A 13,397-nucleotide genomic window follows, 5' to 3' on the forward strand; every position below is an offset into this window, starting at 1 on the left:
GACCCCCTGGGGGCCGCACCGCCTACCCTGGTCGGGTGACCACCCCGGAAGCCGAACAGGCACCGCGGCCCGAGGAGCGCCTCGAGCAGGCCGTACGGGCTGCCGAGCAGGCGTTGATCGAGTACGAGATCGCCGTGGAGACCTTCCGCGTCGAGGTCGAGAACTTCTCCCGGCTGCACGAACAGAAACTCGGCCCGCTCTACCTCCGCATCGAGGAGCTGGACGCGGAGATCGCCGAGGCGAAGGCCGCCCGCACCGGTGACCCGGAGGACGTCCGCCGTGCCGAGGAGGCCCGCGCGCGCGTCCTGCCGATCCCCGGTGTGGAGGAGCTGCTGCACGGCTGGATGGACGGCCACGGCCTGTTCCCGGAGGCCGCCGCCATGCTCACCGACCAGGCCGTACGGCCGCCGCAGCGGGTGCGCCCCAGCGAGGAGGCCCGCAAGCTCTACCGGGAGCTGGCCCGCAAGGCCCACCCGGACCTCGCCCAGGAGGAACAGGAGCGGCAGCGGCGCGAGGAGTTCATCAGCCGTGTGAACGGCGCCTACGCCCGCGGCGACGAGACCCTGCTGAAGGAGCTGGCCGAGGAGTGGGCGGCCGGTCCGGTGCCGCCCGAGCGGCGCCCGAGCCCCGCCGAGGAGCTGTACGCCCGCCTCGAGTGGCTCGCCCAGCGCAAGGAGCTGCTCACCCTCGTCGCCCGGGAACTGGAGGAGGGGGCGATCGCCGGCATGCTCCGCCTCGCCCCGGACGACCCCGACGGGCTGCTCGACGAGATCGCCGGCAGGCTGCGCTCCGACATCGCCCAGCGGGAGGCGGAACTGGCGGCCCTGCTGGCGCAGGGCTGAGCCACCGCCCGCTTCGGGTAGCGTCGGGGACATGAATTTCGGAGCTGGTGTGCCCACGGTCGGGATCACGGACCTCAAGGACGGCGACTTCCTGCTGGGCGTCCGCGAGGACGACGAGTGGCAGGCGGGCCACGCCGAGGGGGCGCTGCACATCCCCATCAGTGAGTTCGTCGCCCGCTACGGGGAGCTGACCGCGGCCGCCCCGCAGGACGGACGCGTCCATGTGATCTGCCGCTCCGGCGGACGCTCGGCCCAGGTCACCATGTATCTGGTCCAGCAGGGTATCGACGCCGTGAACGTCGACGGCGGCATGCAGATCTGGCAGGACGCGGGCCGCCCGGTGGTCACGGACGACGGCAAGCCCGGCTTCGTGCTGTAGTCCGGCCCGGTCGGGCTGTCGGGCCGGTCAGCCCAGTGGATGGGCCGCCAGCAGATCGCCGAGCCGCTCCTCGTACGCCGCCGCCGGGCCGAGCGCCAGCTCCAGGTGCTTGGCCCAGGCGTGATACCGGTGCAGCGGGTAATCGGTGTCCGCGCCGAACCCGCCGTGCAGATGCTGTGCCGTCTGCACCACCCGCCGTACGCCCTCCGCCGCCCAGATCTTCGCCACCGCCACGTCTCCGGCGGCGGGCAGTGCTCCTGGGGCGCCGGAGGCGATCCGCCACGCGGCCTGCCACAGGGTGGCCTCCATGGCCCGCAGATCGATGTACCGGTCCGCGGCCTGCACGGCCACCGCCTGGAACGTCGCGATCGGATGCCCGAACTGCTCCCGCTTGCCGGTGTAGTCGGCGGTCATCCTCAGCACGCGCTCGCCCAGCCCGAGCGCCAGGGCGCAGGTGCCGGTCGCGAGCAGCGCGTGCAGCCACTCCCAGGCGCCGTCGGCCTCGACGACCTCGCCGGCGTCGATCCGTGCCGACGCCAGCCGCAGCTCGGCCAGCCGCTCCCCGCTGGTGGACACCTGCTCGGCGAGGCTCACCCCGGCCCCCTCGCACGGCACCAGCGCGAGCACGGTCCGGTCGGCGGCCGATCCTTCGACGTGCGCCGGTACGACGACCAGGTCCGCGTCGTACGCCCACGGCACCGCCGTCTGCACGCCGTCCAGCACCCACGCCGGGCCCTCGCGCCGTGCGGTGACGGCCAGTTCGGCCGGATCATGGCCGGTGCGCCCGCTCGCCGCGACGGTCAGCACGAGCTCTCCACGGCCGGCCCGGGTGAGGAGACGGTCCGCCAACTCAGCGCCGCCGTACGCCTGTACGGCCGCTGCCGCCGCGCTGTGTTCCAGCAGCGGCACCCGGGCGAGCACCGCGGCGGACTCGCGCAGCACCAGGCACAGGGCGATCGCGTCCAGGCCGGAGCCGCCGTGCGCCTCGTCGACCAGCAGGCTCAGCAGGTCCGCCTCGGCGAGCCGGGACCACAGCTGCCGGTCGAAGCCCTCGGCCACCGGGCCGGTGGTCAGCGCCGGGCTGGGCACCGCGTCCGGCAGGACGCCGGCGAACACCCCGCGCGCCGCCTCGGCTGCCGCCCGCTGCTCCTCGGTGAAGGTGAAGTCCACGGCCTGTCCCTTCCGACGGTGCGGTCATCTGACGGGCCGTCAAGATAGAACAGGTTCTAGGAGAAGGGAACGCCGCGGACGGTGCGCGTGTCAGCGGCCGACGGTGCGCGCGTCAGCGGTCGAAGTCCAGCTCCACCTTCTCCGTCACGGGATGTGACTGGCAGGCCAGCACATACCCGGCCTCCGTCTCCTCCGCCTCCAGCGCGAAGTTGCGGTCCATCCGCACCTGTCCGGAGACCAGGAAGGCGCGGCAGGTGCCGCACACCCCGCCCTTGCAGGCGTAGGGCGCGTCGGGCCGGTTGCGCAGGACCGTCTCCAGCAGGGACTCGCCGTCCTGGACCGGCCAGGTGCCGCCGCGTCCGTCGAGCCGGGCGGTGACCGTGCTGTGCGCGGGCGCCGGGGAGGCGGCCACCGGGGCCGGTCCCCCGTCCACGTGGAAGATCTCCTGGTGGATCCGGGTCCGCTCCACACCCAGCTCACGCAGCGCCTTCTCGGCACCCTCGACCAGTCCGTACGGCCCGCACAGGAACCAGCCCGCGACCCGCTCCACCGGCAGCAGCGCCGGCAGCAGCCCTTCGAGCCGCTCCCGGTCGAGCCGGCCGGACGGCAGGCCCGCCTGCTGCTCCTCCCGGGAGAGCACGGTGACCAGCTGCAGCCGCTCCGGGTAACGGTCCTTGAGGTCGGCGACCTCCTCCAGGAACATCGTCGAGGCGGCCGTGCGGTCACTGCGTATCAGGCAGAACCGGGCTCCCGGCTCGCGTGCCAGCAGGGTGGAGACGATCGACAGCACCGGTGTGATGCCGCTGCCGCCGACGACGGCCGCGTACACCCCCGGTGCCGGTTCCAGGGTGAAGCGTCCGGCCGGGGTCATCACCTCCAGCTCGTCGCCGACGACGATCTCCTTCAGCGCATAGGTGGAGAAGGCGCCGCCCTCGACCAGCCGCACGCCCACCCGCAGGCTGCCGGGGCCCTCACCGTCCGGGTCCGGGGCAGGGGAGCAGATCGAGTAGGTGCGCCGGATCTCCGTACCGTCGGCCCGGCGGCGCAGGGCGAGATGCTGGCCGGGGGCGTGCCGGTACTCCGCGCGCAGCTCCGGCGGGACGGTGAGGGTGAGGGCGACCGAGTCGTCGGTGAGCCGGTCGACCGCGGCCACCGGGAGCGGGTGGAAGCGCGCCATCACAACTCCTTGAAGTGGTCGAACGGTTCACGGCAGGACAGGCAGCGGCGCAGCGCCTTGCACGCGGTGGAGGAGAACCTGCTCAGCAGCTCGGTGTCGGCCGAACCGCAGTGCGGGCAGTGGACCGGCTCCGCGTCCGCCGAGGCCGTGCGCGTCGGGCCGAGGCTCAGCGGCACCGGGCCGGTGTCACGGCGTACGCGCGGGGGAGCGATGCCGAACTCCCCCAGTTTGCGGCGTCCTTCGGCGCTGATGTCGTCGGTCGACCAGGCCGGGGCGAGCACGGTGCGCACGGTGACCTCGCGCATGCCGTGGGAGCGCAGCACCCGCTCGATGTCGACGGTCATCGCCTCGATCGCCGGGCAGCCGGTGTAGGTAGGGGTCAGGTCGACCTCGACCGTGTCCGCGCCGTGCAGCCGCACCGCGCGGACCACGCCCAGCTCCTGGAGGGTGAGGACCGGCAGCTCGGGGTCGGGCACCGAGCCCGCCAGCTCCAGCAGCCGCTCCTCCAGGGCGGTGGCGGTCACCATGACGCCCCCGGGTGGCTGCGGTGCAGATGCTGCATCTCGGCGAGCATCCGCCCGAACGGCTCGGTGTGCAGGCCCTGCCGGCCGGCGCCCGCCGACCAGGCTCCGGTGCGCGGGCCCTCGGGGACGGCCAGGCCGGCCCGGCCGAGCACGTCCCGCACGGACTCCAGCCAGCGAGACTCCAGGGCGGGCCAGTCGGCTTCCAGGCCCCGCACCGGCTGGAACGGCTCGCCGGTGAACCGCCACAGCGCGTCACAGGCCCGCTGCATCCGCTCGTGACTGGTCTGCGTGCCGTCACCCAGCCGCAGGGTCCACTGCTCGGCGTGGTCGCGGTGGTAGGCGACCTCCTTCACCGCCTTGGCGGCGAGCGGCGCGAACGGACCGTCGCCTGACGCCAGTTCGCCGTAGAGCAGCTGCTGGTAGGTGGAGAAGTACAGCTGGCGGGCGATGGTGTGGGCGAAGTCGCCGTTCGGCTGCTCGACCAGCTGGAGGTTGCTGAAGGCCCGCTCCTCGCGCAGGTAGGCCAGCTCGTCCTCGTCGCCGGCCAGGGACAGCAGCACGCGGGCCTGGCCGAGCAGGTCGAGCGCGATGTTGGCGAGGGCGACCTCCTCCTCCAGGACCGGGGCGTGCCCGGCCCACTCCCCCAGCCGGTGGGAGAGCACCAGGGCGTCGTCGCCGAGGGCCAGCGCGGCGGTCACCGGGACGGTGGCGGGGCCGGTCACGGTCACAGGTGCTTCACCCCTTCCGGGATCTCGTAGAACGTCGGGTGCCGGTAGGGCTTGTCGGCGGCCGGCTCGAAGAACGGGTCCTTCTCGTCGGGTGAGGACGCGGTGATCGCGGCGGCCGGGACGACCCAGATCGAGACGCCCTCGCCGCGCCGGGTGTACAGGTCACGGGCGTTGCGCAGGGCCAGCTCCGCGTCCGGGGCGTGCAGGCTGCCGGCGTGGGTGTGGGAGAGGCCGCGCCGGGAGCGCACGAAGACCTCCCACAGGGGCCAGTCGGGGGTGCTCATGCTCGCGCTGCTCCTGTCTCGTGTCCTGCCGCACCGGCGCCGTCCGTGCCGCCGGTGTGCTTGGCCGCGTAGGCAGCGGCCGCTTCCCGCACCCACGCGCCCTCGTCGTGGGCGCGCCTGCGCTGGGTGATCCGCTGTTCGTTGCACGGGCCGTTGCCCTTGAGGACCTCCCAGAACTCCGTCCAGTCGATCGCACCGAAGTCGTGCTGTCCCCGCTCCTCGTTCCACCGCAGCTCCGGGTCGGGGAGGGTGAGGCCCAGGGACTCGGCCTGGGGGACGCAGATGTCGACGAAGCGCTGGCGCAGCTCGTCGTTGGAGTGGCGCTTGATCTTCCAGTCCATGGACTGCGCGGAGTGCTGGGACTCGTCGTCGGGCGGGCCGAACATCATCAGCGACGGCCACCACCAGCGGTTCACCGCGTCCTGCGCCATCGCGTGCTGCTCCGGGGTGCCCTTGCTGAGGGCCAGCAGCAGCTCGTAGCCCTGGCGCTGGTGGAAGGACTCCTCCTTGCAGATCCGCACCATGGCACGCGCGTACGGGCCGTAGGAGCAACGGCACAGCGGGACCTGGTTGGTGATCGCGGCGCCGTCCACCAGCCAGCCGATCGCGCCGACGTCGGCCCAGGTCAGGGTCGGGTAGTTGAAGATCGAGGAGTACTTCTGGCGGCCGCTGTGCAGCTTGTCGAGCAGCTCGTCGCGACCGGTGCCGAGGGTCTCGGCCGCGCTGTACAGGTACAGGCCGTGGCCGGCCTCGTCCTGGACCTTGGCCATCAGGATCGCCTTGCGGCGCAGCGAGGGCGCACGGGTGATCCAGTTGGCCTCCGGCTGCATGCCGATGATCTCGGAGTGCGCGTGCTGGGCGATCTGCCGGACCAGCGTCGCGCGATAGGCGTCCGGCATCCAGTCGCGCGGTTCGATCCGCTCGTCGGCGGCCACGGCCGCGTCGAAGGCGCGCTGGTACTCCGCCGTGGCGCCGGTGGTGTCCGGCGCGCCGTCCGCTTCGGTGCGGGCCGTGCGCTGCGCGGCTGCTGTGGCCATGCGGTCCCCCTGACCTCGGGCTCTCCGTGAACACTGTCCCGACCGATCGTTCGGTCCGTGTGCAGTCCATGGTGTGCCGGGCCGCCGGAAGGTGTCAACCGCTGTGGAAAACTCCGCGGGCGGGCCTGTGGACAACGCGCGGGGAGCCGGATACGGGCCCGACGCCGGGGCCGGGGCGCTGCGTCACCCGGGCGTGGCGGTGCGGTGGTCGGGAGCCCGGCCGTGCCGCGGCCCGTGGCGAGAACCACGGTCACGGGTCCGTACCCGGGGCTGCGCCCGGCGGCCCGGGCTGAGTACCGTTCCGTGCGAGCGCCGAGCAGTGGCGCACGCGAACGGTGGGGCGCCCGAGACGGACGCCGACCATGGAGCCGGACGAGTGAACCGGTGACTGACCGGTGACCGAACCGGACCACTGAACGAACGACCTAGGCGAAACGGGGGACGGGGCCGAATGGACGCGTACGACGAGGACTCGGGGGCCCCACCCGGGCCGAACGGGTCGACCGGGACGCGTCTCCCGGACCAGCCGCCGCCCGGCGAGGGCTCCCCGGAGGCCTCCCGGAACGACTCCCGGAACGACTCCCGGAACGACTCCGGGGGCGAAGCCCGGGGCGGCTCCCGCTCCGGCGGGGCTCCCGAGGCCGGCTCCCCGGCCCCCGCGGACCCGCCGGCCGGCGAAGGCTCCGTGGCCCCCCGTACCGGCGTCGCCGCCCTCTCCCCCCGGTACCAGGTCGGCGCGGCGCTGGCGCTCGCCGTCGTCGGTGTCGCCGCCTGTGTGCATCTGCTGATGGTGTTCCTCAGCCTCGCGCCCGCGAACACCGTGTCGAAGCAGCACGGCAAGGCGGTCGAGGAATGGGTGTACCCGGAGTTCGAGCAGAACTGGAAGCTGTTCGCCCCGAACCCGTTGCAGCAGAACATCGCCGTGCAGGTGCGGGCCGAGGTGCGGATGAAGGACGGCACCGTGCGCACCACCGGCTGGACCGATCTGTCCGCCCAGGACGGCGCCGCCATCGACGGCAACCTGGTGCCCAGCCACACCCAGCAGAACGAGCTGCGCCGGGCCTGGGACTTCCTCGTCGCCACGCACACCCCCGACAACCGTCCCGTGGGCATGCGCGGCGCCCTCTCCGAGCAGTACGTGCGCAGGATCGTCGTCATGCGGCTGGACCGGACCGACCCGACCAGCCGGGCCGGCGTCGTCCAGCGGGTGCAGGTCCGCTCCAGCACCACCAACGTGCAGCCGCCGAAGTGGAGCCGTGAGCGGGTGCCCGACAAGCCGGTGTACCGCGTGCTGCCCTGGTGGCCGGTGCCCGCCGACGAGGCCGCCGGAGGTGTGCGGTGAACCGCTTCTCCCTGACCCTCTCGCACGCGATCGCCCGCGTCACCGCAACGGCCCTCGGGCCGTACCAGAGCGCCGTGATCCGGATCGGGTTCGCCGGGACCTGGCTGCTGTTCCTGCTGCGCGAGTTCCCCCACCGCCAGGAGCTGTACGGGCCGGCCGGCCCCTGGGGCTGGAACCTCGCCAAGGAGCTGACCAGCGACAACCACGCCTTCACGGCCCTGCTCTGGTCCGACGGGCAGCTGTGGTTCGAGTGCTTCTACACGCTGGCGGTCCTCGCCAGCGCGGCCCTGCTGCTCGGCTGGCGCTCCCGGACGGCGTCCGTGCTGTTCATGGTGGGTGTGCTGTCGCTGCAGAACCGCAGCGTCTTCCTGGGCGACGGCGGCGACAACGTGCTGCACCTGATGTCCTTCTACCTCGTGTTCACCCGGTGCGGGCAGGTGTGGTCCCTGGACGCGCGGCGGGCGGCCCGTCTGGAGACGGCACGCGCGCGTGGGGAGCGGGTTCCCGCCGACCGGGTGGGGCCGGTCCTGTGGGCGGTGTCCGGTCTGGCGCTCGTCCTGGTGACGGCCACCGGACGGTTCGACAACGGCTGGCTGATCCCCGCGCTGCTGTGGACGGCCTGGGCGGGTCTCGGGCTGTGGTGGGCCGTCGGCCGCCCGGCGAGGTCGCAGGAGCCGCGGATCCTGCTGGACGTCGTCGCCAACGTCCTGCACAACGGCGCCCTCTTCGTGATCATGGCGGAGGCCTGCCTGATCTACGCGACGGCGGGCTGGTACAAGATCCAGGGGTCGCGCTGGCAGGACGGCACCGCCGTCTACTACCCGCTCCACCTGGACTACTTCTCGCCCTGGCCCGGGCTCGCCGACCTGATGTCCGCCAGCGGCACGATCATGATGGCGGTGGCCTACGGGACGGTCATGGTGCAGGTGGCCTTCCCGTTCACCCTGTTCAACCGGCGGGTCAAGAACGTCCTGCTGGTGCTGATGATGCTCGAGCACGCCGTGATCGCGGTCGTCCTCGGCCTGCCGTTCTTCTCGCTGGCGATGATCACCGCGGACGCGGTCTTCCTGCCGACGTCCTTCCTGCGCAGGCTGGGTGACCTGGCGGCACGCGCGCGTGGGCGGTTCGTCCGGCGCGACGACGCCACCGTGCCCCCGCCGCGCACCTCGGAGGAGACCACGCCGGGCCACGTAGGGTTCACGGCATGACCGACCCGCTGATCCGCTGGCGCGAGCACGCCGGTACCGCCGCCGTGCTGCTCGACGGTTTCCACGCCCTCAAGCACGCGCTGCGGTTCGGCGCGGAGGTGCTGGTGGCCGTCGCCACGGACCGGCGGGCCGCTCTCGCCCTCGCCGAGGAGCTGGCGGGCGACGTACGGGACAGGCTCGACGCGCTGATCACCGAGGTGCCCGAGCAGACGTACGCCTCACTGGTGCCGCGGCCCCACCCGACCGGGGTGGCCGCGCTCGCCGTACGGCCGTCCCGCGAGGCCAACCTGCGCACACTCGCCCGCACCCCGCGCACCGCGCCCGTCGTGGTCCTGGACGACCCGCGCAACCTGGGCAACGCCGGTGCCGTGATCCGGCTGGCCGCCGGCTTCGGGGCGACCGGGGTGGTCACCACGGGCACGCTCGACCCCTGGCACCCCACCGTGGTGCGCGGCGGCGCGGGCCTGCACTTCGCGACCGCCGTGGAGCGGCTCGGCGTCGACGAGCTGCCCGCCGGGCCGCTGTTCGCGCTCGACCCGGAGGGCGAGGACATCCGGGGCACGAAGCTGCCCGACGACGCCGTGCTCGCATTCGGCTCGGAGCGCAGCGGGCTGTCGGCCGGGCTGCGCGCGTGTGCCGACCATCTGCTGGCGCTGCCGATGCGCCCCCAGGTCTCCAGCTACAACCTCGCCACCAGCGTGGCGATGACGCTGTACCACTGGAGCGCGACCGGGGGCGCATCCACGGCCTCCTAGGCCTCCCGGCGCACCTCGACCACGCGGAAGCGGTTGGCCACGAAGGCGCCGTCGCACAGCGCGGCGTTCGCCGCCGGGTTGCCGCCCGAGCCGTGGAAGTCGGAGAAGGCCGCCGTCTGGTTCACGTACACCCCGCCGGTCAGGTTGAGCGACAGCTGGGCCGCCTCCTCCAGGCAGACCTCCTCGACGGCCTCCTCGACCTCGGGGTCGGTGGTGTAGGCGCCGACCGTCATCGCGCCCTTCTCGCGGACCGTGCGGCGCAGCAGCTCCACCGCGTCGGTCACCGAGTCGACGGCGACGGCGAAGGAGACGGGGCCGAAGCACTCGCTCATGTAGGCGGCCTCGTCGTCCGGCTTGGCGCCGTCCAGCTTGACCAGGACGGGGGTGCGGACCACCGCGCCCGGGAACTCCGGGTTGGTGATCTCGCGGGAGGCGAGGGCGACCTCGCCGAGGCCGGCCGCGGCCTCCAGGCGGGCCTTGACGTCCGGGTTGACGATCGCGCCCAGCAGGGCGTTCGCGCGCGCGTCGTCACCGAGCAGGCCGTCGACCGCGCGGGCGAGGTCCGCGGTCACCTCGTCGAAGGTCTTCGGGCCCTCGTCGGTGCGGATGCCGTCCCGGGGGATGAGCAGGTTCTGCGGGGTGGTGCACATCTGGCCGCTGTACAGGGACAGCGAGAACGCCAGGTTGGACAGCATGCCCTTGTACGTGTCCGTCGACTCCACGATCACCGTGTTGACGCCGGCCTTCTCCGTGTAGACCTGCGCCTGACGGGCGTTGGCCTCCAGCCAGTCGCCGAAGGACGTCGAACCCGTGTAGTCGATGATCCGGATCTCGGGGCGGGTGGCGAGCGTCTTGGCGATGCCCTCGCCGGGGCGCTCGGCGGCCAGCGTCACCAGGTTCGGGTCGAAGCCCGCCGCGGCGAGCACGTCCCGGGCGACCTGCACGGTCAGCGCCAGCGGCAGCACCGCGCGCGGGTGGGGCTTGACCAGGACCGCGTTGCCGGTGGCCAGGGAGGCGAACAGGCCCGGGTAGCCGTTCCAGGTCGGGAAGGTGTTGCAGCCGATGACCAGGCCGATGCCGCGCGGGACCGGCGTGAAGTTCTTGGTCAGCGCCAGCGGGTCGCGCTTGCCCTGCGGCTTGGTCCACTCCGCGGTCTCCGGCGTGCGGACCTGCTCCACGTACGCGTACGCCACGGCCTCCAGGCCGCGGTCCTGGGCGTGCGGGCCGCCCGCCTGGAACGCCATCATGAACGCCTGGCCACTGGTGTGCATGACCGCGTGGGCGAACTCGTGGGTCCGGTCGCTGATCCGCTTGAGGATCTCCAGGCAGACCACGGCCCGCAGCTCCGCGCCCGCGTCCCGCCAGGCACGCTGCCCGGCCTTCATCGCCGGCAGCAGCACGTCGAGGTCCGCGTGCGGGTAGCTGACGTCCAGGTCGATGCCGTACGGCGAGACCTCGCCGCCCACCCAGTCGTCCGTGCCGGGCTGGCCGAGGTCGAGGCGGGTGCCCAGCAGGGCGTCGAAGGCGGCCTTGCCCGCCGCCGCGTCCAGGCTGCCGTTCTCGCCGTACGCCTTGGGGTGCTCGGGGTGCGGGGACCAGTACGCGCGCGTGCGGATCGCTTCCAGGGTCTGGTCGAGGGTGGGCCGGTGCTTCGCGATCAGCTCGTGGGCGGTCAGTTCGGCGGCCATGCGGGACCAACTCCTCGTTAGGAGAACTCGTCGTCGAGTTCGCGGCCTGGCGGAAAGGGAAGCGGGATGGGGCGGTCAGGGCTAGAGTAACCGAACGATCGGTCGGGACAAGGGGGCCTGCCGCATCTGTGGAAAACCCCGTGCGGGAGGATCGCGCACATGACAGCACTCGACCCCAGCAGCCCCGTGGCCGTCGTCGGCACCGGCACCATGGGCCAGGGCATCGCCCAGGTCGCGCTGGTCGCCGGCCACCCCGTGCGGCTCTACGACACCGTCGCCGGGCGGGCCCGGGACGCGGCCGAAGCGATCGGCGCCCGCCTCGACAGGCTGGTGGACAAGGGCTGGCTCACCGCCGCCGGCCGGGACGCGGCCCGCGCCCGCCTGACGCCCGTGGACGGCCTCGCGGAGCTGGCGGACTGCGCGCTGGTCGTGGAGGCCGTCCTGGAGCGGCTGGACGTCAAGCAGCAGCTCTTCCGCGAGCTGGAGGAGACCGTCGCCGAGGACTGCCTGCTCGCGACCAACACCTCGTCCCTGTCGGTGACGGCCATCGGCGGTGCCCTGCGCCGGCCGGGCCGCTTCCTCGGCCTGCACTTCTTCAACCCCGCGCCGCTGCTGCCGCTGGTCGAGGTCGTCTCGGGATTCGCCACCGACGTCGCGTCGGCCACGCGCGCGTACGAGATCGCCCGCGCCTGGGGCAAGACCCCGGTGGCCTGCGCGGACACCCCCGGCTTCATCGTCAACCGCATCGCCCGGCCCTTCTACGCCGAGGCGTTCGCCGTGTACGAGGCCCAGGCCGCCGACCCGGCCACCATCGACGCCGTCCTGCGCGAGTGCGGCGGCTTCAGGATGGGCGCCTTCGAGCTGACCGACCTGATCGGGCAGGACGTCAACGAGTCCGTCACCCACTCCGTCTGGCAGTCCTTCTTCCAGGACGTGCGCTTCACCCCGTCCCTGGCCCAGCGCCGCCTGGTGGAGTCGGGCCGGCTCGGCCGCAAGAGCGGCCACGGCTGGTACGACCACGCCGAGGGCGCCGAGCGGCCCGAGCCGCACACCGCCGACAAGGAGCAGCCGCCCGCCTACGTCGTCGCCGAGGGCGATCTCGGGCCCGCGGCCGGCCTGCTCACCCTGATCCGCGAGGCGGGCATCGAGGTCCGCGAGCAGGAGGAGGACGGCGGCACGCACCTCATGCTGCCGAGCGGGGGCGTGCTGGGTCTCGCGGACGGCACGACCTCCGTGGAGTTCAGCGACGTCGTCCACTTCGACCTCGCCCTCGACTACCGCGCGGCCACCCGTGTCGCCCTGTCCGCCTCCCAGGACGTCTCGCCGCAGACCCTCGCCGAGGCCGTCGGGCTGTTCCAGGCGCTCGGCAAGCGGGTCAGCGTCATCGGTGACGTCCCCGGCATGATCGTCGCCCGCACGGTCGCCCGGATCGTCGACCTCGCCCATGACGCCGTCGCCAAGGGCGTGGCCACCGAGGAGGACGTCGACACGGCCATGCGCCTCGGCGTCAACTACCCGCTCGGGCCCTTCGAATGGGACCGCCGGCTCGGCGGCGGCTTCGCCTTCGACGTCCTGGACGAGATGCACCGGCGCGACCCCTCCGGACGCTACGCGCCCTCCCTCGCGCTCTACCGCAACGCCTACGCCACCGACCAGCGGGAGGGCACCCCATGACCACCGCCAAGCGCGACACGTACACCCCGGAGACGCTGCTCTCTGTCGCCGTCCGGGTCTTCAACGAGCGTGGCTACGACGGCACCTCCATGGAGCACCTTTCCAAGGCGGCCGGCATCTCCAAGTCGTCGATCTACCACCACGTCAGCGGCAAGGAGGAACTGCTGCGCCGGGCCGTCAGCCGCGCCCTGGACGGGCTGTTCGCCATCCTCGACGAGGAGCACGCACGCGTGGGCCGGTCCGTCGACCGGCTGGAGCACGTCGTACGGCGCATGGTCGAGGTGCTGATAACCGAACTGCCGTACGTGACGCTGCTGCTGCGCGTACGCGGCAACACGGCGACCGAGCGGTGGGCGCTGGAGCGGCGCCGCGACTTCGACCACCGGGTCGCCGAACTGCTGAAGGCGGCCGCCGCCGACGGGGACGTACGCGGCGACGTGGAGGTCCGGCTCGCCACCCGGCTGGTCTTCGGAATGATCAACTCGATCGTGGAGTGGTACCGGCCGGATCCGCGGGGCGCCGGCGAACGCGAGGTGGCCGACGCGGTCGCACGACTGGTCTTCACGGGACTCCGGCAGGCCTGAAACCT

The 13,397-nt window shown here is 72.9% G+C and carries 14 protein-coding genes; 7 read left to right on the plus strand and 7 right to left on the minus strand.

Annotated elements, in window-relative coordinates; all coding sequences use genetic code 11:
- Window positions 1–35 precede the first annotated feature (35 nt).
- Together AB0N17_RS08390 and AB0N17_RS08395 are read left to right on the plus strand one after the other, a co-directional pair.
- A complete protein-coding gene (locus AB0N17_RS08390; RefSeq protein WP_366010369.1) occupies window positions 36–842 on the plus strand; it encodes a hypothetical protein in 807 nt (268 codons plus the stop codon).
- A gap of 49 nt (window positions 843–891) precedes the next feature.
- On the plus strand, window positions 892–1,221 hold the full coding sequence (locus tag AB0N17_RS08395) for a rhodanese-like domain-containing protein (RefSeq protein ID WP_366010499.1): 330 nt from the start codon (window positions 892–894) through the stop codon (window positions 1,219–1,221).
- Window positions 1,222–1,248: 27 nt separating this feature from the next.
- Here the strand turns inward: AB0N17_RS08395 and AB0N17_RS08400 are convergent, their stop codons facing one another.
- The 6 genes from AB0N17_RS08400 to paaA form a co-directional block, all read right to left on the minus strand.
- On the minus strand, window positions 1,249–2,391 hold the full coding sequence (locus AB0N17_RS08400; RefSeq protein ID WP_366010371.1) for an acyl-CoA dehydrogenase family protein: 1,143 nt from the start codon (window positions 2,389–2,391) through the stop codon (window positions 1,249–1,251).
- 112 nt (window positions 2,392–2,503) lie between these two features.
- Window positions 2,504–3,568 carry a 2Fe-2S iron-sulfur cluster-binding protein gene (locus AB0N17_RS08405; RefSeq protein WP_366010372.1) on the minus strand — a complete coding sequence of 355 codons (1,065 nt, stop codon included), beginning with the start codon at window positions 3,566–3,568 and terminating at the stop codon, window positions 2,504–2,506.
- On the minus strand, window positions 3,568–4,095 hold the full coding sequence (gene paaD, locus AB0N17_RS08410; RefSeq protein ID WP_366010373.1) for a 1,2-phenylacetyl-CoA epoxidase subunit PaaD: 528 nt from the start codon (window positions 4,093–4,095) through the stop codon (window positions 3,568–3,570). Before paaD ends, AB0N17_RS08405 begins: the two co-directional genes overlap by 1 nt.
- Window positions 4,089–4,790, minus strand: coding sequence for a 1,2-phenylacetyl-CoA epoxidase subunit PaaC (gene paaC / locus AB0N17_RS08415; protein ID WP_366010500.1), 702 nt, complete (start codon window positions 4,788–4,790; stop codon window positions 4,089–4,091). The genes paaD and paaC overlap by 7 nt, the downstream gene beginning before the upstream one ends.
- Before the next feature lie 26 nt (window positions 4,791–4,816).
- A complete protein-coding gene (gene paaB / locus AB0N17_RS08420; protein WP_366010374.1) occupies window positions 4,817–5,104 on the minus strand; it encodes a 1,2-phenylacetyl-CoA epoxidase subunit PaaB in 288 nt (95 codons plus the stop codon).
- Window positions 5,101–6,141, minus strand: coding sequence for a 1,2-phenylacetyl-CoA epoxidase subunit PaaA (gene paaA, locus AB0N17_RS08425; RefSeq protein ID WP_366010375.1), 1,041 nt, complete (start codon window positions 6,139–6,141; stop codon window positions 5,101–5,103). Before paaA ends, paaB begins: the two co-directional genes overlap by 4 nt.
- Before the next feature lie 451 nt (window positions 6,142–6,592).
- On the opposite strand from paaA, the gene AB0N17_RS08430 reads away from it, so the two are divergent.
- Genes AB0N17_RS08430 through AB0N17_RS08440 form a run of 3 tightly spaced genes read left to right on the plus strand, consistent with a single transcriptional unit; the run spans window position 6,593 to window position 9,446 of the window.
- Window positions 6,593–7,483, plus strand: a complete 891-nt coding sequence (locus AB0N17_RS08430; protein ID WP_366010376.1) for a DUF5819 family protein — start codon at window positions 6,593–6,595, stop codon at window positions 7,481–7,483.
- Window positions 7,480–8,691, plus strand: coding sequence for an HTTM domain-containing protein (locus AB0N17_RS08435; protein WP_366010377.1), 1,212 nt, complete (start codon window positions 7,480–7,482; stop codon window positions 8,689–8,691). The genes AB0N17_RS08430 and AB0N17_RS08435 overlap by 4 nt, the downstream gene beginning before the upstream one ends.
- The gene (locus tag AB0N17_RS08440) at window positions 8,688–9,446 is read left to right on the plus strand and encodes a TrmH family RNA methyltransferase (RefSeq protein WP_366010378.1); all 759 of its coding nucleotides are present in this window, start codon (window positions 8,688–8,690) and stop codon (window positions 9,444–9,446) included. The genes AB0N17_RS08435 and AB0N17_RS08440 overlap by 4 nt, the downstream gene beginning before the upstream one ends.
- Here AB0N17_RS08440 and paaN read toward each other — a convergent pair.
- Window positions 9,443–11,134, minus strand: coding sequence for a phenylacetic acid degradation protein PaaN (gene paaN / locus AB0N17_RS08445; protein ID WP_366010379.1), 1,692 nt, complete (start codon window positions 11,132–11,134; stop codon window positions 9,443–9,445). The genes AB0N17_RS08440 and paaN overlap by 4 nt on opposite strands.
- A gap of 159 nt (window positions 11,135–11,293) precedes the next feature.
- Between paaN and AB0N17_RS08450 the strand changes: the two genes are divergently transcribed.
- Together AB0N17_RS08450 and AB0N17_RS08455 are read left to right on the plus strand one after the other, a co-directional pair.
- Window positions 11,294–12,808 carry a 3-hydroxyacyl-CoA dehydrogenase gene (locus AB0N17_RS08450; protein ID WP_366010380.1) on the plus strand — a complete coding sequence of 505 codons (1,515 nt, stop codon included), beginning with the start codon at window positions 11,294–11,296 and terminating at the stop codon, window positions 12,806–12,808.
- Entirely contained in the window at window positions 12,805–13,392 is a 588-nt protein-coding gene (locus tag AB0N17_RS08455; RefSeq protein WP_366010381.1) for a TetR/AcrR family transcriptional regulator, read from the plus strand. The genes AB0N17_RS08450 and AB0N17_RS08455 overlap by 4 nt, the downstream gene beginning before the upstream one ends.
- The last annotated feature ends 5 nt before the right edge of the window (window positions 13,393–13,397 follow it).

The organism is Streptomyces sp. NPDC051133 (assembly GCF_040682635.1).
In the GTDB taxonomy this organism is placed as follows: Bacteria; Actinomycetota; Actinomycetes; order Streptomycetales; family Streptomycetaceae; genus Streptomyces.